At 65.8% G+C, this 20,032-nt stretch carries 20 protein-coding genes; 11 read left to right on the top strand and 9 right to left on the bottom strand.

What is annotated here, in order from left to right; genetic code table 11:
- Window positions 1–54: 54 nt before the first annotated feature.
- Genes L1080_RS20100 through L1080_RS20090 form a run of 3 tightly spaced genes read left to right on the top strand, consistent with a single transcriptional unit; the run spans window position 55 to window position 2,450 of the window.
- Window positions 55–390 carry an EthD family reductase gene (locus L1080_RS20100; protein ID WP_250771104.1) on the top strand — a complete coding sequence of 112 codons (336 nt, stop codon included), beginning with the start codon at window positions 55–57 and terminating at the stop codon, window positions 388–390.
- A gap of 11 nt (window positions 391–401) precedes the next feature.
- A complete protein-coding gene (locus tag L1080_RS20095) occupies window positions 402–1,403 on the top strand; it encodes an MBL fold metallo-hydrolase (protein WP_250771098.1) in 1,002 nt (333 codons plus the stop codon).
- Between the two features lie 15 nt (window positions 1,404–1,418).
- Complete coding sequence (locus tag L1080_RS20090; RefSeq protein WP_250770807.1) at window positions 1,419–2,450, top strand: NADP-dependent oxidoreductase; 1,032 nt, start codon at window positions 1,419–1,421, stop codon at window positions 2,448–2,450.
- Between the two features lie 66 nt (window positions 2,451–2,516).
- On the opposite strand, the gene L1080_RS20085 is transcribed toward L1080_RS20090, so the two are convergent.
- The 6 genes from L1080_RS20085 to L1080_RS20060 form a co-directional block, all read right to left on the bottom strand.
- Window positions 2,517–3,281, bottom strand: coding sequence for an SDR family NAD(P)-dependent oxidoreductase (locus tag L1080_RS20085; protein WP_250770804.1), 765 nt, complete (start codon window positions 3,279–3,281; stop codon window positions 2,517–2,519).
- Window positions 3,282–3,327: 46 nt separating this feature from the next.
- Entirely contained in the window at window positions 3,328–5,028 is a 1,701-nt protein-coding gene (locus L1080_RS20080) for an ABC transporter permease (protein ID WP_250770801.1), read from the bottom strand.
- Window positions 5,028–6,194, bottom strand: coding sequence for an ABC transporter ATP-binding protein (locus tag L1080_RS20075; RefSeq protein ID WP_250770798.1), 1,167 nt, complete (start codon window positions 6,192–6,194; stop codon window positions 5,028–5,030). Before L1080_RS20075 ends, L1080_RS20080 begins: the two co-directional genes overlap by 1 nt.
- Window positions 6,195–6,345: 151 nt before the next feature.
- Entirely contained in the window at window positions 6,346–7,122 is a 777-nt protein-coding gene (locus L1080_RS20070; protein WP_250770795.1) for an SDR family NAD(P)-dependent oxidoreductase, read from the bottom strand.
- Complete coding sequence (locus L1080_RS20065; RefSeq protein ID WP_250770792.1) at window positions 7,119–8,156, bottom strand: ABC transporter substrate-binding protein; 1,038 nt, start codon at window positions 8,154–8,156, stop codon at window positions 7,119–7,121. Before L1080_RS20065 ends, L1080_RS20070 begins: the two co-directional genes overlap by 4 nt.
- On the bottom strand, window positions 8,153–8,311 hold the full coding sequence (locus L1080_RS20060; RefSeq protein ID WP_159919557.1) for a hypothetical protein: 159 nt from the start codon (window positions 8,309–8,311) through the stop codon (window positions 8,153–8,155). The genes L1080_RS20065 and L1080_RS20060 overlap by 4 nt, the downstream gene beginning before the upstream one ends.
- Window positions 8,312–8,417: 106 nt before the next feature.
- Between L1080_RS20060 and L1080_RS20055 the strand changes: the two genes are divergently transcribed.
- A complete protein-coding gene (locus tag L1080_RS20055) occupies window positions 8,418–10,352 on the top strand; it encodes an oxidoreductase (RefSeq protein ID WP_250770789.1) in 1,935 nt (644 codons plus the stop codon).
- A gap of 69 nt (window positions 10,353–10,421) precedes the next feature.
- Window positions 10,422–11,675, top strand: a complete 1,254-nt coding sequence (purD, locus tag L1080_RS20050) for a phosphoribosylamine--glycine ligase (RefSeq protein WP_250770787.1) — start codon at window positions 10,422–10,424, stop codon at window positions 11,673–11,675.
- A 77-nt stretch (window positions 11,676–11,752) separates the two neighbouring features.
- On the opposite strand, the gene L1080_RS20045 is transcribed toward purD, so the two are convergent.
- Complete coding sequence (locus L1080_RS20045) at window positions 11,753–12,505, bottom strand: 3-hydroxybutyrate dehydrogenase (RefSeq protein ID WP_250770785.1); 753 nt, start codon at window positions 12,503–12,505, stop codon at window positions 11,753–11,755.
- The gene (locus tag L1080_RS20040) at window positions 12,502–13,875 is read right to left on the bottom strand and encodes an MFS transporter (RefSeq protein WP_250770783.1); all 1,374 of its coding nucleotides are present in this window, start codon (window positions 13,873–13,875) and stop codon (window positions 12,502–12,504) included. The genes L1080_RS20045 and L1080_RS20040 overlap by 4 nt, the downstream gene beginning before the upstream one ends.
- 120 nt (window positions 13,876–13,995) lie before the next feature.
- Here L1080_RS20040 and L1080_RS20035 point away from each other — a divergent pair, with 120 nt between their 5' ends.
- From L1080_RS20035 to L1080_RS20010, 6 genes are all read left to right on the top strand, one after another.
- Window positions 13,996–14,904, top strand: a complete 909-nt coding sequence (locus L1080_RS20035; RefSeq protein WP_159919567.1) for a LysR family transcriptional regulator — start codon at window positions 13,996–13,998, stop codon at window positions 14,902–14,904.
- 23 nt (window positions 14,905–14,927) lie between these two features.
- The gene (locus L1080_RS20030) at window positions 14,928–16,094 is read left to right on the top strand and encodes a pyridoxal phosphate-dependent aminotransferase (protein ID WP_159919569.1); all 1,167 of its coding nucleotides are present in this window, start codon (window positions 14,928–14,930) and stop codon (window positions 16,092–16,094) included.
- 73 nt (window positions 16,095–16,167) lie between these two features.
- Window positions 16,168–16,593 (top strand): DUF1707 SHOCT-like domain-containing protein, encoded by a 426-nt coding sequence (locus L1080_RS20025; RefSeq protein ID WP_250770781.1) that lies wholly within the window; start codon window positions 16,168–16,170, stop codon window positions 16,591–16,593.
- 76 nt (window positions 16,594–16,669) lie between these two features.
- A complete protein-coding gene (locus tag L1080_RS20020) occupies window positions 16,670–17,299 on the top strand; it encodes a TetR/AcrR family transcriptional regulator (RefSeq protein WP_159919573.1) in 630 nt (209 codons plus the stop codon).
- A gap of 22 nt (window positions 17,300–17,321) precedes the next feature.
- Entirely contained in the window at window positions 17,322–18,743 is a 1,422-nt protein-coding gene (gene purB / locus L1080_RS20015) for an adenylosuccinate lyase (RefSeq protein ID WP_159919575.1), read from the top strand.
- 77 nt (window positions 18,744–18,820) lie between these two features.
- Entirely contained in the window at window positions 18,821–19,234 is a 414-nt protein-coding gene (locus L1080_RS20010; protein WP_109327128.1) for an HIT family protein, read from the top strand.
- Here the strand turns inward: L1080_RS20010 and L1080_RS20005 are convergent.
- On the bottom strand, window positions 19,227–19,997 hold the full coding sequence (locus L1080_RS20005) for an NRDE family protein (RefSeq protein WP_250770779.1): 771 nt from the start codon (window positions 19,995–19,997) through the stop codon (window positions 19,227–19,229). The genes L1080_RS20010 and L1080_RS20005 overlap by 8 nt on opposite strands.
- Window positions 19,998–20,032 lie beyond the last annotated feature (35 nt).

Raw genomic sequence — 20,032 nt, 5'->3', positions numbered from 1 at the left:
GCTTTCGCATACCAACAGTAAGTGAACTTAATTCAGGTCAGTTATGGAGTGATGATGTACAACTTGATCGTCTTGGCCGCCCGTCCGCACGACTGGAGTCATGAACAGTTCATTCAGTGGTGGCGCGGCGAACACGCCGATGTGACCTACCCGCTCCCGGGCCTGCGGCGCTGGCAGCACACCGAAGTGCTCGACGCGATGGACGACAGGTCGCGGGAATGGGACGGCGTCTCGATTCTGAGTTTCGACTCCCGTGAGGACCTCGATGCCGCGCTCGCCAGCCCGCAATGGCTTGCCGCTGTAGAGAACGTCGGTCAGATGCGTGGAAAGCGCATCCTCGTCATGGGCGAGGAGAAGACGATGGTCGGAATGGGCAGCGGCACATCGTGAGGGCTCCCTGGATGGAGCCGGGCTGTTACGAGGTGGCGCCCGGTGTGCATCGAGTGCCCCTTCAGATGCCTGACGACGGTCTCGGTGCGGTGAACGTCTACGCCCTCGAGACCCCGGACGGCCTGGCGCTCGTCGACGGCGGATGGCGCGTCGACAACACCTTCGAGGAGATGGAGCACGCACTGCGCCGGATCGGCCGCACCACCGCGCAGATTCACGACATCTACGTCACCCACGTGCACCGCGATCACTACACATTCGCCGTCGAACTCCGCCGCCGCCACGGCTCACGCGTCCACCTCGGTGCTGCCGAGGCGGACGGACTGGCGGCCGTCAGTGCTCTCGGCAGCAACGTTCCGACGGATTCGCTGCACGAGCTCCGCCGCGCCGGAGCCCCCGTCCTGGCAGACACTGTCGAGATTCTGACCGCGGCGGAACCGTTCTACCTGTCGGACTGGGAAGAGCCCGACCATTGGCTCGACGCGGGTCCGCTTCGGATCGGGCAGCACGCGATCGACGTAGTACACACTCCGGGTCACACCAAGGGACACATCGTCTTTCACGATACCCAGCGCGGCCTGCTTTTCAGCGGAGACCACGTCCTACCCTCGATCACTCCGTCGATCGGATTCGAACTCGGCGAGTGGGACCTGCCCCTGGGGCGCTACCTCGACTCGCTGTCCCGAATGCTCGACCGCCCCGATGCGCAACTCCTGCCGGCGCACGGAGATCCGACACCGAGCGTGCATGTCCGAGTCGAAGAGCTACTCGCACATCATGACCGACGATTCATGGCTATGCAGAACGCGCTGGTGTCGCTGGGGCCTGCGACCGCGACGACCGTCGCAGACGCGGTCATGTGGACCCGACGCGAGAAGCCGTTCTCCACGCTCGACCCGTTCAACCAAATGATCGCCACCTGTGAGTCCCTCGCCCACCTCGATACCCTGGTCGATCGCGGCCGGCTCGCAGTTCGAAGACGAGACGACAGCGACGTCTTCTCCGTCGCCTGAGTGCGGAAGGATCCCATGCAGAGTCATGAGCTGAAACTGGCGCGCCATCCCCAGGGGAAGGTCCGCCCGTCGGACTTCCACCACGACCTGGTGACGGTTCCCGAAGAACTGATGCCCGGCGACATTCTCGTGCGTAACTCGTGGTCGTCGATCGACCCGTCTGTCAGGATGCGTCTCGGCTCCACGGGCCCCGCGGGCTACCTCCCACCGTTCCGCATCGGGGAGACGCTGACCGGGTTGGCTGTCGGCGAGGTACTCGAGTCCCGTGACCCGGGCTTCGAGAAGGGCGACACGGTTCTGCACATCAAAGGTTTTCGCGAGTTCGCGGTGGTCCGGCAGGGCAGCGAAACCTTGGCCGGGGCCGGTGGCGTGACACGCCTCGACACGAGCGTGCACCCGCCGCAATCCTATCTCGGAGCGCTGGGCAGTTCCGGGCTCACGGCATACGTGGGATTGCAGTGCATCGGTGGACTCACGAGCGGAGACGTCGTGTGGATCTCGTCGGCCGCGGGTGCGGTCGGCAGTCTCGCCGCGCAGATTGCGAAGCTCCGAGGTCACCACGTGGTCGGCAGCACCGGTTCCGGCGAGAAGGTCAGATTCCTACTGGACGAACTGAAACTCGATGCCGCATTCGACTACCACAGCCCGGACCTGGCCGGAGCGCTCGCGAGCGCGGCACCCGACGGCATCGACCTGTATTTCGACAACGTGGGTGGAACGCATCTCGAGGCCGCCCTGCATCACCTCCGGCCAGGCGGCCGGGTGGCCATGGCGGGCGCCGTCGCCTCCTATGACGCGGACACGGCGGCACCGAGTCCGGGCAATCTCTTTCAGATCGTTGCGAAAAACCTGACGGTGCAGGGTTTCCGGGCCGGAGCGTACGACCATCTGCTCGGCGACATGCGGGCCGAGGTCGGGAGCTACCTCCGCGACGGTCGCCTCGTTGTCGAGGAGACGGTGTTCGACGGCCTCGGGTCGGCGCCGGACGCCATCGTCGCGATGCTGCAGGGCCGCACCGTCGGAAAGACGCTGTGCCGCCTACGCTGATGCTCCAGCGGCTACACAGAAGAACATGGCCCACGCATCACGCGGGGGCCAGTTCTTCTGCTTCGCTCAGGCCGCCGTCCACCCGCCGTCTGCGTAGATCTCCGAGCCGGTGACGAACGTGGAGTCATCGCCGGCCAGGAAGGCAACTGCGGCCGCGATTTCTTCACCGCGGCCGAGTCGACCCATCGGGGTGCCGGCCAGCATCTGGCGGTGACGCTCGCTGCCCTCCCAACGCTCGAGCAATGGGGCCGTACCGATGAACCCCGGGTGCAGCGAATTGACCCGTACTCCCGCTTTCGCCCAATGCAGGGCGGCGTTCTTGGTCATCGTGCGGACGGCGCCCTTGGCGGCTGCGTAGGCGACGCTGTTACCCACACCGCCCACGGTGCCGAGTATCGAGCACATGTTCACGATCGAACCGCCGCCGCTCCGCTCGATCAGCGGGCCGGCATGTTTCATGCCCAGCCACGTGCCGGTCTGGCCGACCCCGATCACCCGATCCCAGTGGGATCGCGTTTCGTCCCGCGCGGTGGCAACGCTGCCGATGGCCGCATTGTTGACCAGAGCGTGTAATGCGCCGAACGTCTCCTCGGTCGCCGCGACGACGGCCTCCCACTGTTCCTCGGAGGAGACGTCCAAGGCGTGCGCGGCATGACGTTCGGGCTGGGCGAGAGTGTCGAGTAAGTCTGTGCAGACTGATTTCTCGAGATCGGTAGCGACGACGTGGGCGCCTTCCTCGGCGAGCCTGCGGACGATCTCCGCGCCGATACCACCGGTCGCTCCCGTCACCAGGACGACCTTGTTGCGAAGCCGGTCAGGGCCGACGCTCATCGTGACTCCTTGTCACTCGTTCGAATCCGGAGGAATACGGTCGCCATCAGAGGTTGCTCAGAACGTTTCGTCCGCCGACGAGCATCGCGATCACGACACCGATGCTGGTCACGGCCGTCATGAGCAGGGCCATTGCGGCCACCAGCGGGTAGGACCCGTTCTCCCACAGGTCGAACAGAAGCGTACCCATCACCTGTGTCGTGGCGGCGCGGACGAGCAGAGAGGCGGCGAACTCGTGAGTCAGCAGGATGAACATCAACGCAATGGAGCTGAGCACGGCCGGCCTCATCAGCGGCAGAATCACCCGGACGTTCGTGACTAACGGGCTCGCACCGCTTGTCGCCGACGCCTCGGCGTAGGTCTCTCCGAGCGACAGCATGGCCGTCATCTGCATTCGGGTGGCGAAGGGCACCATCAGTACGACGTAGACGAGGATGATGACCGCTTTGGTCCCGTAGAGGATCAGCGGAGGCTGGGTGTAGGTGAGCAGGAATCCGACGCCGAAGATCACCGCGGGAATACCCAGGGGGAGAGCGGTGATGACGTCACCGATGGTTCCCAGCACCCTGTGTTTGCGGCCGCGCACGAGCAGCGTGGCGGTGAGGTAGCCGATGGGCACGCAGATGGCGACCGCCACCACGGAGGTGAGGAGACTCGTGTACACCGAGTCGACGATGCTCGCCGTCTGGAACAGTGCCCGGAAGTTGTCGAGTGTGAACAGGCTCCAAGACAGTGTCTCCGACCAATAAGGCGACACCGCCACGATGACGAGTCCGATCAGCGGGACGACGAGTGCGAGCATCGCATAGCCCGAAATGCACACGGCGGCCCAGGCCGAGCGGCCGGTGTCGGGAGCGAACGCTTTTCCGCCGTGAGTGACGAAGCGTGACTGATTGCCGAGGAGCATCTTCTGCGCCAGTACGACGACGACACCGAAGATGACGAGCGGCGAGCCAGCCGCGGCTGCGGCGGCGAAGTCCGCCGGCGACTCCGACACCCGCCGATACATCTCGGTGGTGAGCACCTTCACACCAGTGTTCTGTCCCAGTAGGAGAGGACCGGTGAACTGGCCGAGACCGAGCAGCAGTGCAATTCCGCCGCCATAGACCAGCGAGGGGCGCAGCAGCGGGAGAACTACCCGGAAGAACACCCCGAGCGTCGACGATCCGCTGATCTGGGCCGCCTCGAGGTGCTCGGAACTGATGTTCTGCATTCCCGCGCTGACGAAAAGGTAGACGAAGGAAGTGAGTCCGAAACCCGTGAGAATGATGATCCACGGTGTGCTGTAAATGTCGACGGGCCCAGAGGTCACGTGGTTCCACCAGGGAAGCTTGCGCAGTAGTGCGTTCAGGTACCCGGGCCCGGGGGAGAGCAGGAATGCCCACCCGACCACGTTGGCTACCGCGGGCATCACGATGGGCAGGATGGGAACGATTCTGAGAAAGCTCAGCCGGCGTGGCAGCCTGCTCGCCGCGAACGCGAGTACCGTTCCCAAAACCATTGCGATGGCGAGTGACGAGACCGCGAGGGCGATGGTCGTCCTGATGGTCTGGCCGATGTCGTACCGGCCGTACTGCGCTTGAAACCCGCGAGCGCCGTCCTCGAACGCCAGCGACTGCAATCGGAAGAGCGGCAGAACGACGAGATACGCCAGAACCGCCAGCAGGGCGGCGTACCCGAGCCGGCTACGCCACACCGTACCCAGAACGATCGGACGTGCCCCGGCGCGCACAGCAACCGTAGCCATCACGCCTCCGATCCGGCGACGGCCTGGGCGAGCACGGGAATGTTGGGGTCCACGTGACTGTCCGGGTGCGGAAACACACGTAGCTTGGTGGGGGAGAAGCTGACTGCCAGGGGCGACCCCGGGGTGGCGCCGCGCAACCAGGCCCCGTGCCGTACGGCATCTGCGCGAAGGTACAACCGTTCACCTCCGGCGTTCACCGTCACGTCGAAATAACGACCCCCGTACTCCGAGGTGACGAGCTCGCCGGTAAGGCCGACATCATCCGGGCGGACTTCGTCGAGTGAGCGGTGCAGCGTCAGGTCTTCGGGCCGAAGTCTTCCGAGAGCCGCATCGCCGCTGATGTATTCGCCCGAGATGCCGGCGGTGTCGAGTTCGATAGCCGTCCCGGCCCGCGTTGTCCACCCCTCGTGCCGCCGGAAGAGTTCGAGTCGGTTCGCCATCCCGATGAACGCGGCGACATAGTCGGAGGACGGGGTCTCGTACACCCGCTCCGGGGTGTCGTACTGTTCGATCTTGCCGGCCTTCATGATGGCGAGTCGGTCACCGAGTGCAAACGCCTCGGCCTGATCATGAGTGACGAAAACGGCTGTGAAGCCCAGACGTTGGTGGAGCTGGTGAATCTGAGACCGGACTTGGTCGCGCAGGCGTGCATCGAGATTGCTCAGCGGTTCGTCGAACAGCACCAGGTCGGGTTGGGCGACCAAGCCGCGGGCCACCGCCACTCGCTGTTGCTGTCCTCCGCTGAGTTGGGACGGGTACCGGTCGAGCAGGGCTCCGCAATCCACCATGCCCGCTGCGGTCTCGACCTGTCCGGCGGCGATAGCGCTCTTCATCCGCCGAACCTTCAACGGGTACCGGATATTCTCTCGCACCGTCATGTTGGGCCACAGCGCGTAGGACTGGAAGACCATGCCGATATTGCGTTTGTACGCTGGAACGTTGATCCGGGTCGACGCATCGAAGACGGTGTGGTCCTTGAAGGTGATCGACCCGTCCTCGGGTGTTTCGAGGCCGGCGATGCAGCGGAGCGTGGTCGTCTTTCCGCAACCGCTCGGTCCGAGGAGGACGAGAAACTCACCGTCCTCGATGTCGAGGTCTAGTTGATCGACGATGGTGTTCGACCCGAAGGTCTTGGTCAGGTTGGAAACCCTGAATTGCGATGTCACCTTGGCACCTGCTTGGTTGCGAGTGGTTTGTCGGGAATGGCGTCAGTTCGACGGCCTGCTTCCGGACTTGGTCCGGAAGTAAAGTGAATTCAATTCAATTGACGATAGCGCTGGTGTGACCCCGGTGCAAGACGCTGTGGGCAACTGGGCCTCACGGCGACGAACGCTTCGGGGTCCTTGCGCCCGCGGAGGTTCCGCCATCGATCATGAGATCGGAGCCGGTGATGTAACTACTGTCCTCGCACGCGAGGAATAGAATGGCCTTCGCCACCTCCAGTGGCAGTCCCCGTCGTTGCAACGGAATGGATTTCACGTAGGCCTCCATGTCATCGTCGGCGAAGTCGGAGCCGGCGGTGATTGCCGTGTCGATGCTGCCCGGGCAGACCGCGTTGACCCGGATATTCGATTCCGCGAACTCCAGCGCCGCAACGCGGGTCAGGGCGCGAACACCGAACTTCGATGCACCGTACGCACCGAGCTCGGCAGTCGCGAGAACACCACGCAGCGAAGAGAGGTTGACGACGGAGCCCCCGGTGGTCATCGCCGCGCCTGCGGCTTGCAGGCCGAGGAAGGTGCCCACGAGATTGAGGTCGATCATGCGCCGCAGGTCGGCGAGCGAAGTCTCCATGATGGAGGCTTTGGAAGCGGCGCCTGCGGAATTGACGAGGATCCGCATCGGATGCCCGCGATCTGCCATCTCGGTGGTCACGCGCTTCCACTGAGACTCCTCGGTGACGTCCAGGTGCCGGTAGTGCGCCCGCGCACCGAGTTTCGCCGCAACGCCGTTGCCGAGGTCGTCGTCGACATCGCACAGGTAGACCGTTGCCCCGTGGGCGTGGAAGAGTTCGGCGGTTGCGGCGCCTATCCCTCGTGCAGCACCGGTGACGAGAGCGCAGGTGTCGCGCAGTCGCGCGTCGTATGTAGTCACTGGATGAATCGCTGTTCCCAGTCGGATTGGTATTCGGTGAGTGATTCGGGCGTCAGATCGGAAGGATTGGGCAGAGTGATGTCCTGGGCTCGTGCGACGCTGCCTTCGATGTTGGGGAGGGCGCTCGCGTAGCCGAGTGACAATGCCTTCTGGCCGGCCGGAGTGACCATGAAATTCGCCAGCACCTGAGCCGCATTCGGGTGCGGTGCCGCGGAAAGAGCGTGCGTGAACCAAGGCGTTCCCCACGGGGGTGAGGGCAGGGCCCAGTCTACCGGTGCGCCCGATTCCTTCTCGCGCACCAAAGGTTGCACGACCGGGGTTGCGACAATCTCGCCGGAGGTCAGGGCCTGAGCAACCCCCAATGCACTCGGGTAGATCCGCGGTTCCAGCTCCGCAAGCTTCTGAAGGTAATCGGCACCGAAGTTCTTCTCGAAGAAGCGGTAGAAATCGACGTAGGAGGCGATCCCCGATGGGTTGACGATACCTATCTTGCCCTTCAACGCCGGGTCGAGGAGGTCTGCCGGCTTCCGGAGCCCACCCGGAAGCGCCGTCGTGTTCCATCCGAGTGCGAAGACCGCCGCACTCGTCAGGAAGAACTTGTCCGAAATGATGCTCGACTGTGGTTCGTAGTCCGGCGCATCGAATGCCGGGCCGATGAGGTCGGTCGAGTAGGTACCCGACGCGGCAGCTGTTTCGATCCACGCGGCGTCGGTCATCATGTGCACATCGGCGGTGCCGCGCTTCGTCTGATTCTCGACCTCGACCTTCGGGTTGATGTCGGCGTCAGTTCCCCGGACATACTCGAGGGAGATCTCGGGATACTCCTGCTCGAAGGCCACTTCGAGGGCTTCGAGGTTGGCGGGGAGTTGGCTCGAGTACAGCAGCACACTGCCTTCGCCTTTGGCTGCGGCAACGACGTCGTCCCAACTGCCGGACACTGGTCTATTGACACCTGAACCACCGGATCCGCAAGCGGCGGAGGCGAAAGCGGCGACCACCGCGACGGCCATCAGCTTTATCGGCACACTTCTCATGGCATGAAGGTCCTTCCGGAATCGGTTCGCGGAATGCGAACCTGTGTGTTCGGTGACGGATCGAGGGGAGGCGCGCCACCTCCGTCCGTGTCCGCGTCGTTGCGGAGCACTGGGGCGGCGTCCGCTGCTGCGCGGTCGACGAGAACGAACGGCATGATGCCTCCTGAAGTGAACTGATATCAGTTTGAATCTAAGGAAATCTTCTTGTGATGTCAATCACCTGCTAGCGTGAAGTGAATCCAGTTCACTTAGGAGGTTGGCATGACGACACTTCGTGCGGCGCAGTCGCTACAGCTCGGCTCACTCCGGTTGAAGAACCGGCTGGTCGGCACGGCGCACGCATCCGGGGCAGTCGCCGGCGGTATCCCGTCACCCGGAGACGCTGACTACTGGCGCCGCAGTGCGGCCGGCGGCGCCGGAATGCTCATCGTCGGCGGCACCGTGGTGGCACCCGGTTCGAGTAATCGCAACGGCAACATCACCGAGGCCTGGCGTCCCGAAGTCGTCGCCGGTCTCGAGGCGCGGGCGCGGGCGATCACCGACGAGGGAGCCGCAGCGGCCTGCCAGCTCGTGCACCTCGGGCGCGAAACGCTCGGCGCCGAACTGTGGAGCCATCCCGTCGCACCCACCGACGTCCGCTCGCCTCGTGAACCGACGCGACCACGCGTCCTCTCTCACGCCGATGTCGACGGGATCGTCGACTCCTTCCGTGTATCCGCTGTTCACGCGTGGACCGCCGGCTTTCAGGTCGTCGAACTGCACGCAGCGCACGGATATCTGCTGGCGCAATTCCTTTCACCGAACACCAACTTCGGCCCAGACGCTGCAACGGTTGCTCGGCGTGTCCTCATCCTCGACCGCATCGCGTCCGCTATTCGTGACGCCTGCCCCGGGGTCGTCCTGGGCGTTCGCGTGTCTGCCGAAGGCGAAGACGAGGCCGGCCTGAGTGTGGACGGGCTCTGCGAGGTGCTGCCGCACCTCTCCGAGTTCGACTTCGTCAACGTCACCGTCGGCGTTCGCACCACCTACGTCCGCGACATGGCTATCGCCGACCCACCGCTACTCGGTGAGGTCGGACGGTTGCGGGCCGCCACCCGGACGCCGCTGCTGGTGTCACAGTCCTTTCGCACCGGTGCATCCATCGAAGCAGCACTGCAGTCGGGAGCCGACCTCGTCGGTGTCGCCCGGCCGCTGATAGCGGACCCCAACTTCCCCAGAAAAATACTGACCGGCCAGGAAGCGTCGATCCGACCTTGTGTGTCGTGCAACGAGGACTGCAGGGCATTCGACCCGGTCCTTCTCTGCTCGGTCAATCCTGACCTTGCACCACCGGGCCAGTCCACACGTCCCGCGCATCCGTTGACGCTGGGTCCCACGCGTCGATCGAGTACCCGGCGAAGAATCGCCGTCGTAGGCGCCGGCCCCGCCGGGCTCGAGTGTGCGATGCGGCTCGCATCCGACCACGACGTCACACTCTTCGAACAGCGAGAGCGGATAGGTGGCCAGCTTGCGATAGCCGCGGACGCGCCGAACCGCAGCGGTTGGCGTCGCCTCCTCGACTACTACTCGGTCGCCATGCCGCGGGTGTCGATCCGCCTGGGCCACGCGGTATGCGCCACGGAGTTGGAGGATTTCGATGAGGTGGTCCTGGCCGTCGGTGCCGTGGAGACCTTTCCTGCGGAAGCGGTAGGGGCGCAGTCCCTGCTCTCCTCGCAGGCGCTGATCGGGGGAGGAGAGCTGCTGCGCGGCGCCGGCCACGTCGTGGTGGTCGACGACGGATTCGGGCTGTGGCCTGCGGCAAGTTCGGTCGAAGCGGCGCTCGCCGCGGGCGCCGACCGCGTGACGGTCCTGACGCCTGCCCCGGCCTTCGCCTCCGGTCTTCCTCCGGAGAGTCGCGTCCAGTATCTGCGTCGGCTGTCGGGCAAACCGGTCGACGTGCAGGTGCTGTCCTCGCTGGTAGGCGTCTCCGACAGCACGGTCGAGTTCGAGAACACCCTGTCGGGGGAGAAGGCGCGTCTCGACGTCGATCGGGTAGTCGTTGCCGGTGAGCGGCGCTCGCTCGACTGGTCGCTCCTCGCGCCGGAAGGCGCACGCGTCCATGTCATCGGCGACGCACTCGTTCCGCGCAAGGTCGCCCACGCCGTCGCGGAGGGTAGTGCCGTCGCCCGTGAGTACTTCTTAACCGCCTGCTGTTAAGAAGTACTCACGGGGGGGTGTTCCCGGCCACCCTCACCGGTGGCATTCCGGGGCCCGTACGCTGACACCGTGCGCGTACTCGTTATCGGCTCCGGAGCCCGTGAACATGCCCTCCTCCTCGCCCTCGCTCGTGATCCGGGTGTCACTGCCCTGATGTGCGCTCCCGGGAACGCCGGGATAGCCAAGATCGCCGAGCAGCACCCTGTCGACATCGCCTCCGGGGAGTCAGTCGCCGATCTCGCGAAGAAGGTCGAAGCCGACCTGGTCGTGGTGGGCCCCGAGGTCCCGCTGGTGCTGGGTGTTGCGGACGCCGTCCGCGCGGCGGGAATCGCCTGCTTCGGCCCGTCGGCCGACGCCGCGCGCATCGAGGGTTCCAAAGCGTTCGCCAAGGACGTGATGGCCGCCGCCGGTGTGAAGACCGCGCACAGTGAGATCGTCGATTCTCCCGCCAAGCTGGACGAAGCACTCGACCGCTTCGGACCCAATTGGGTAGTCAAGGACGACGGCCTCGCGGCAGGCAAGGGCGTCGTGGTCACCACCGACCGGGACGCTGCCCGCGATCACGCCGCCGAATTGCTCGAAAACGGGCACCCGGTCCTCCTCGAATCGTTCCTCGACGGCCCCGAGGTGTCGCTGTTCTGCGTCGTCGACGGCGACACCGTGGTGCCGCTCCTCCCTGCCCAGGACCACAAGCGCGTCGGCGACGGTGACACCGGACCCAACACCGGCGGGATGGGCGCGTACACCCCGCTGCCGTGGCTGCCCGAGAAGATGGTCACGCAGATCGTCGACGACGTCGTCAAGCCCGTCGCGGCGGAGCTCGTCGCCCGGGGCAGCTCCTTCAGCGGCCTGCTGTACGCCGGTCTGGCAATCGGCAAAGATGGCCCCGCCGTGGTCGAGTTCAACTGCCGCTTCGGCGACCCCGAGACCCAGGCGGTACTCGCCCTGCTGAAGAGTCCGCTGGGTGAGCTGCTGAACGCGGCGGCCACCGGCACGCTCGATCAGGTTCCGCCGCTCGAATGGCAGGACGGTTCGGCGGTCACCGTGGTGGTGGCGGCCGAGCACTATCCGGCGACGCCCCGCACGGGTGACGTGATCAGCGGCGCCGACGGGGAGGGCGTTCTCCATGCCGGCACGAAGCTCGTCGACGGACAGGTGGTGTCGGCGGGCGGGCGTGTACTCAGTGTTGTCGGGGTCGGCGCGAACCTCAGCGAAGCACGCGAGGACGCCTACGCCAAGATCGCCGCAATCAAGCTGCCGGGCAGCCACTTCCGTAAGGACATCGGGCTGGCCGCAGTCGAGGGGCGTATAGCCATCCCCTAGGCATGTTCCTGTTCGAGTACTGAAAGGCGTGCACCCCTGAACATTTCAGGGGTGCACGCCTTTTCCGGGCCGGTTGGTTATCGCGCCGTCCACCCGCCGTCGATGGTGTACGAGGCGCCGGTGACCATGCCGGCGTCCGCTGAGGCCAGCCATCCGACGAGGGAAGCGACCTCATCCGGTTCCACCAGCCGTTTGATCGCGCTCTCGGTGAGCATCACCTTCTCGACCACGTCGGCCTCACTGACGCCGTGCAGCTGTGCCTGATCGGCGATCTGCTTCTGCACCAACGGCGTCGACACGTAACCGGGATTGACGCAGTTGCTGGTCACACCGTGCGACCCACCCTCGAGGGCGGTCACCTTGGACATGCCCTCGAGCGCGTGTTTGGCCGTCACGTACGCCACCTTGAATGCCGAAGCCCGAAGTCCGTGCACGGAGGACACATTCACTATCCGACCGAATCCCTGCGCGTACATGTGGGGCAGGGCGGCACGGATGAGCAGGAACGGTGCCTCGACCATCAGTGTCTGGATTCGGCGGAAGTCCTCGACGCGGAATTCCTCGATAGGGCTGACGGTCTGGATACCGGCGTTGTTGACGAGGATGTCCGTCTCCAGCCGCAGATCGGCGAGCTGATCCGTGTCGAGAAGGTCGACGTGCCAGGCTCTTCCGTCGATCTCCTCGGCGAGCGTCTTGGCCGCGACATCGTCGAGGTCTGCGACGGTGACCTGTGCTCCACGCGCGGCCAGGTGTCGCGCGCATGCCGCACCGATCCCGCTGGCGCCACCGGTGACGAGGGCCGTGCGCCCGGAGAGGCCGGGGGCGGTCATGCCGGAGCTCCGGCCTTTTCCGCGGCCAGGGTACGGGCGTCGGCTGCGTCGATGGATTCGAGAGAGATGCCCTTGGTCTCCTTGGCGACGATCACGGCGACGACGGTGACGAGCGAGGCGATCGCGAGGTAGATCGCGATGGGGACCGAGGAGTGGTACCTGTTCAACAGGCTCGCCGCGATGATGGGGGCCAGGGAGCCGGCCACGATCGACGTCACCTGGTAGCCGAGCGAGACGCCCGAGTAGCGCATCCGGGTGGGGAACATCTCCGCCATGATCGCGGGCTGGCCCGCGTACATGAAGGCGTGGAACACCAGGCCGATGACGATGGCGCCGAGGATGACGGCGTTGTGGCCGCTGTTCATCATCGGGAAGGCAAAGAAACCCCAGGTTCCCGCGGTCAGAGCACCGATCATGTAAACAGGGCGGCGGCCGATGCTGTCGGACAACCGTCCCACCAGCGGGATCACCGCGAAGTGCACCGCATGCGCGATCAGCATCCACCACAGGATCTGCGCTGTGTCGGTGTGGACCACCACCTTGAGGTAGGTGATCGAAAAGGTGACGACGAGGTAGTACATGACGTTCTCGCCGAAGCGCAGTCCCATTGCCGTGAAGACGCCGCGCGGGTAGCGCTTGACCACCTCGAAGACGTTGAACGACGTCTCCTTGACCTTCTCGGCATCCTTCTGGGCCTGGAGGAAGATCGGCGCATCGGTCACCTTGGTGCGAATGTAGTAGCCGACCAGGACGATCACGGCGGACAGCCAGAAGGCCACCCGCCAGCCCCAGCTCAGGAAGGCTGCGTCCGGGAGGGTCGTCGTCAGGATGAGCAGTACGACGGTGGCCACCAGGTTGCCGGCCGGAACGCCGGCCTGCGGCCAGGAAGCCCAGAACCCGCGCGACCGGCTGGGGCTGTGCTCGGCGACGAGGAGCACCGCGCCGCCCCATTCGCCACCGACCGCGAAGCCCTGGATGAAGCGAAGCGTGACGAGTAACGCCGGCGCCCAGTAACCGATTTGAGCGAAGGTGGGCAGGCAGCCCATGAGGAAGGTGGCGGTGCCCACGAGGACGAGGCTGAACTGCAGCAGCTGTTTGCGGCCGAACTTGTCACCGAAGTGGCCGAAGACGATGCCGCCGAGCGGTCGGGCGACGAAGCCGACCGCGTAGGTGACGAAGGCCGCGATGATGGCATCGAGTTCGTTGTCTCCGGCCGCGAAGAAGACCTTGCTGAAGACCAGGGTCGCCGCCGTGCCGTAGAGGAAGAACTCGTACCACTCGACCACGGTGCCGGCCATCGACGCGCCGACCACCTTCTTCAGCCCCGACGGCGGGGTCTCTTCCGTGCGTAGTGTCTCGTCGACGCTCATCTGCCGCTCCTTTGCTGCCCTGTGACTGGGGACACATCGGGTGTTGTCTGCCGAGTATTGATGCATATTTGTGCGCACACAATGGCGCATGATGCAACCCCCGTGTGCAAATATGCAGACATGACTTCCGAAACGTCCATGCCCAGCGCAGATGACCTGCTCGTGCTGTTGGCGGTGGGACGCACCGGCCGCTTCAACACCGCGGCCGACGACCTAGGTGTAAATCACACCACCATCTCCCGGCGCATCACGAACCTCGAGAGAACCCTCGGCGGTCGTGTGCTCGTGAAGGCCGCCGGCGGATGGGAACTCACCGAACTGGGGCAGCAGGCCCTGACCGCGGCCGAGCGGGTGGAAGCCGCTGTGCACGGCCTCGTCGCCGAGCCAGGCGGCGGTGATGGCCTCAAGGGCGTGGTGCGCGTCTCGGCTACGGACGGGTTCAGTGCGTACATCGCAGCACCCGCGGGCGCGTTGATTCGCCGCCGACATCCCGAGGTGTCCGTGGAGATCGTCGCGGTCACACGCCGGGCCTCACAGCACCGTTCGGGTCTCGACATCGAGGTGGTCGTGGGCAAACCGCAGGTGCACCGCGCCGAGGCCGTCTGGCTGGCCGATTACACCCTCGGTCTGTATGCGTCGCGGTCGTATCTCGAGCGGAAGGGCACTCCGCGGACCGTCGTCGAACTCGCCGACCATTCCCTGGTGTACTTCATCGACTCGATGCTGCAGGTCGACGAACTGGACCTGGCGCGCCGGCTCACCGTGTCGATGCGGGAGTCGGTGACCTCGACCAACGTGTTCGTCCATGTGGAGGCCACCCGCGCCGCCGCGGGGATCGGGCTGTTGCCGTGCTTCATGGCCGACCGGCACGACGACCTCGTTCGCGTGCTGCCCGGACAGGTGGAGGCGACGCTCGCGTACTGGCTCGTCGCGCGTCCCGAATCGCTCCGCAGGCCCGAGGTGGCTGCAGTCGTGGCTGCCGTCCGCGAGACGGTCGAGTCCCAACGGGATGCGTTGGCCGGGCGTTGACGGTGTCACGCTAGCGTCGAGGGGTGCGCTCCGAATCTCAGCGATCCGACATTCAGACCTTCCACGTGATGGACGTGTGGAAGGCCGCCGCCGAGCGCGAACGGACCCACGGGGACGTGCTGACTCTCGCAGCGGGGCAGCCTTCGACCCCGGCGCCTAAGCCCGTGCTGAGCGCCACCCGGCAGGTCCTCGACGGACACCTGCTCGGCTACACCGAGACGTTCGGAATCCTGGGACTCCGCGACGCGATCGCCGAGTACCACTCCACCAAGTCCGGTATCGACGTCGACGCCGAGGACGTGGTGGTGACCACGGGTTCCTCCGGAGCTTTCACGTTGCTGTTCCTCGCCGCTTTCGATGCGGGCGACACCGTGGTCGTCGCTCGCCCGGGTTACCCGGCGTACCGCAATACCCTCGCCGCCCTCGGTTGCCACGTCGTCGAACTCGATTGCGGTGCCGACACCCGATTCCAGCCGACGGTCGCGATGCTCGAGGCGCTCCCCGAAGCCCCGGCCGGTCTCATCGTCGCGAGTCCCGCCAACCCCACCGGAACCGTGATCGATCCCGAAGAATTGGCGGGTCTCGCTCGGTGGTGCGACGACCACGGCACCCTCCTGATATCCGACGAGATCTACCACGGCATCGGATACGGCGGGCAGACGATGACGAGCGCCTGGGAGACGTCGCGGGAATCCGTCGTCGTCGGGTCGGTGTCCAAGTACTTCTCGATGACGGGCTGGCGGCTGGGGTGGATGCTGGTACCCGCCGGGTTGAGGGGTGCCCTGCAGCGCCTGGCGTCGAACATGACGGTGTGCCCACCCGCGATTTCGCAGTACGCGGCGATCGCGGCGTTCACGCCGGAGTCGCGGGCCGAACTCGATTCGCACGTCCAGCGTTACGCCGTGAACCGCGAACTGCTTCTCACGGGACTACCGGAACTGGGTATCACCGAGCTGGCGCCCGCGGACGGTGCGTTCTACGTGTACGCCGACATCGGTCATCTCCTCGGTGGGGCCCATGGTGACACGTCGACGCAGTGGTGCTCGCGACTGCTGCAGGACACGGGTCTGGCACTGGCACCCGGCATCGACTTCGACACCGTCCACGGGAACAGGACCATCCGTCTCTCGTTCGCTGGGTCCACCGCGGAAGTGCGGGAAGCGCTGATCCGGCTGCGGCGCTGGCTCTAGCGATCGACCGAAGTCGGCCTACACTATGACCAGGATTACAGTGTTGCGGCGCACGCGGGCAAAAGGCGAAACCATGAGCGAAATCAGCAACCCAGACCCTTCCACTCCTGGTGGACTCCGCATAGGAACCCTGGAGCGGGAGCAGGCCGCAACGGCACTCGCCGCACACTTTGCGGCCGGCCGCCTCGACACCGACGAGTTCGATGCTCGGGTCCGTCAGGCGTATCTCGCCAAGACCGCAGCCGACCTCGCACCTCTGTTCGCGGATCTTCCGGGCGAACAGCGCTTCGGGACCGAAGGCGAGTACGAGCCGGAGCCGAGCCGCCGGGATCCGGGACGCGAGGCCGCGGCCCTGCGCACGCTGCTGTTCGTGATCGCGGTGCTCGCCGCGGTCCTGTGGGTCCTCGTCGTCCGCGTGCCGCCTCTCGTCTTCCTTCCGATCATCTGGCTCGTCCTCGCACGGCATCACCTCGGTCGCCGTTCTTGCCGAGCCTGGTGACTTCGCCCGGCGCAAACTTCGCGGTCTGTAGTCCAATCCGGTCTGGTGCGGCACCCCCGGCTGGCAGGATGAATTGGTGTCGACAGCGGCAACTCCCAAGGGCGAACGGCGCCGACAGGCGCTTGTCGACGCTGCCGCCGACCTGCTTTTGGAGGGCGGCTTCGAAGCGGTGCGGCACCGGTCGGTGGCCGCGCGCGCGAACCTTCCGCTGGCATCGACCACCTACTATTTCGCGTCGCTCGAAGAGCTGATCGCGAAGGCCGTCGAGTGCAACGGTGAACGCGACCTCACCGTCATGCGGGCGCGGGTAGACGACGTCACCCACCGTCGTCGCGGTCGCGAATCCACCGTCGACCTTCTCGTGGAACTACTCGTCGGGCCGGTACTGATCAGCGACGACAGTCGCGAACGCTTGATCTGCCGGTACGAGCGGCTCACCGCGTGCGCGCGTCGACCCGAACTACGCGAGGTTCAGCTGCGGTTGCGAGCACAGCTCGACGACATCCTCACCGAGGCCCTGCGCCGTTCCGACCGCGACGTGCGGCAAGGACAACTGCGCCGCCTGGTCGCCACCGTGGACGGCGCCGTGGTGACTGCCCTCGGCGAGCATGACCCCGACCTTCGTGGGCTCGCTCGGGCCATGCTCCTCGACGTCGTCGACCTCGTCGCGCCGGCGCTGGACCGGCCGGACCACGTTCACCTCTAGCACCGCCGTAAACTGAAGTCTCGTGACCCGCATCCCGAACGTCCTCGCCAACCGTTACGCCAGCCCCGAACTCGTCGAGTTGTGGTCGCCCGAGCACAAGATCGTGCTCGAACGCCAGCTGTGGCTCGCGGTGCTGCGTGCCCAGGCGGAACTCGGCATCGACGTGCCGGCCGAGGCGCTCGCCGACTACGAGCGGGTCATCGATCAGGTCGACCTCGACTCCATCGCCGCCCGCGAACGGGTCACCCGGCACGACGTGAAGGCCCGCATCGAGGAATTCAACGCACTCGCCGGTCACGAGCAGGTACACAAGGGTCTCACCAGCCGCGACCTCACCGAAAACGTCGAACAGCTGCAGATCCTGCGGTCGCTCGAGCACGTGTACGCACACGGTGTCGCGGTGGCCGCACGGCTGTCCGAGCGTGCCGCCGAGTACAGCGGCCTCGTCATGGCCGGTCGTTCGCACAACGTGGCGGCGCAGGCCACCACCCTCGGCAAGCGCTTCGCCTCCGCCGCCGACGAACTGCTCGTCGCCCTCACCCGGTTGCGGGAACTGATCGACCGTTACCCGCTGCGCGGCATCAAGGGTCCGATGGGAACCGCGCAGGACATGCTCGACCTTCTCGACGGCGACGCCGCCAAACTCGATACCCTCGAGCGGAAGGTGGCGCAGCACCTCGGTTTCGCTCACGTCTTCACCAGTGTCGGGCAGGTCTACCCGCGTTCGCTCGACCACGACGTGCTGTCCGCGCTGGTCCAGGTCGCCGCCGGGCCGTCCTCCTTCGCCCACACCATCCGCCTGATGGCCGGACACGAATTGGTCACCGAGGGCTTCCAGCCCGGCCAGGTCGGGTCCTCCGCGATGCCGCACAAGATGAACACCCGCTCCTGCGAACGTGTCAACGGACTGCAGGTCGTCCTCCGCGGCTACGCGTCGATGGCCGCAGAACTCGCAGGCGCCCAATGGAACGAAGGCGACGTGTTCTGCTCCGTGGTGCGCCGGGTCGCCCTTCCGGACGCATTCTTCGCCATCGACGGACTGATCGAGACGTTCCTCACCGTGCTCGCCGAATTCGGCGCCTACCCGGCCGTCATCGAGAAGGAACTCACCCGGTACCTGCCGTTCCTCGCCACCACCAAGGTCCTCATGGCGCTCGTGCGGGCCGGTGTCGGCCGCGAAACCGCGCACGAGGTCATCAAGGAACACGCCGTCGCCGTCGCACTGGCCATGCGCGAGCAGGGCAAGGAACCCGACCTCCTCGACCGGCTCGCCGCCGACGACCGGCTCCCCCTCGACCGGGCAGCCCTCGACGAGGCGCTCGCCGACAAGAAGGCGTTCATCGGCGCGGCCGAAGCTCAGGTGGCCGCAGTGGTGACCGAGGTACAGAAGCTCGTCGACGCCAACCCCGAGGCGGCTGCCTACCAGCCGTCCCCGATCCTGTAGGCGGCTTCGCCGCCCGTGCGCCTTTCTGGTAGCGGGAACTACCAAAAAGGCGCACAAGCACCGGAGGTGCCTACCCCATGAACTGCACTTTCTGCGAAATTGTCGCCGGTCGCGCCGAAGCCAGCGTCGTGTACGACAACGACGAGGTGATGGCGTTCATGGACATCCGGCCGTGGACCCCCGGACACCTGCTGGTGGTTCCCAAGCGGCACGCCACCGGACTGTCCGACCTCGACCCCGCCGATGGTGCCGCAGTGTTCACCGCGGGACAGCGGATCGCGACCACATTGCGGCACGGGTCGTTACGCGCCCATGGCGTCAACCTCTTCCTGGCCGACGGAATCGCCGCCGGTCAGGAGGTGTTCCATGTTCACCTCCACGTCGTCCCCCGCACGAACGGTGACGGTTTCGGGCTGCGCGGAATGCCGACGTCGCCGAGCCGGATGGCGCTGGAGCAGACTGCCGGCGTCATCCGATCGTCGCTTACCTGACCTGCGCCGAGTCGAACCGGACTTCGCCGGTGACCCCGTTCGGGTCGAAGCGGCGTTCGGTGATGTCGTAGGTGCCGTCCGAGCGGACACGGAGGACGGTCGACGCCCGGGTGCCGTACTCGCCGTAGTGGATGAACCGCGACGACAGTGCCCGTTCGAGGTCCCGTCCGACCCCGGTGTCGGGCAGCGACTCCCACGGTGCCGGCTCGCTGTGGGCGAGGACGGCGAAATACGCCTCGAGGTCGGCGTCCGGCTTACCGTCGTCGGCGGCGAGGGCGGCGCTGAACGCGCGTGTGCCCTCGGTGACCTTCGGCCATGGGGTGTCGAGTTCGGCGTTGGACAACCCGTGGATGCCGGGTTCGACACGGTGCCGCCTGCCGTGTGGCCGGTTGGTAGACCACCACAGTTCCTCCCGGTCGGCGACGAGCAGGTTGAAGCTGCCATACGCACTGCCGTTTGCGGCGACGCTGTCGGCATGAAAGGCCGCCGAGTCCTCGGAGAGGAGGAAATCGACGGGCAGCCGCCCGCGGGACAACGCACCGGCTGCAGGGGACCCGTCGCGGACGTTGGTCACGGCCGCGAACCGTAATCCGTCACTGATTCCCATCCAGGTGCCGCCCGCGAGGAGGTCCCGGCCGGCGACGAAACCCTCGTCCCAGCGGTGCAGCGGATCGGTGGGGCGGGCGTAGAACTCGTCGCGGTTGGCTGCCACGACCAAGGGAAGGTCGGGGTGGGAATGCCATGCGAACAGGACCAGACACATGCTCTCGACAGTAGTGCGCCAGGAGCGCTCACTCT

Origin of the sequence: Rhodococcus sp. MSC1_016, from assembly GCF_023667485.2 — a bacterium.
Taxonomy (GTDB): domain Bacteria; phylum Actinomycetota; class Actinomycetes; order Mycobacteriales; family Mycobacteriaceae; genus Rhodococcus_F; species Rhodococcus_F oxybenzonivorans.
Note: the sequence above shows the minus strand (reverse complement) of the source record. Positions and strands in the feature narration are given on the sequence as shown.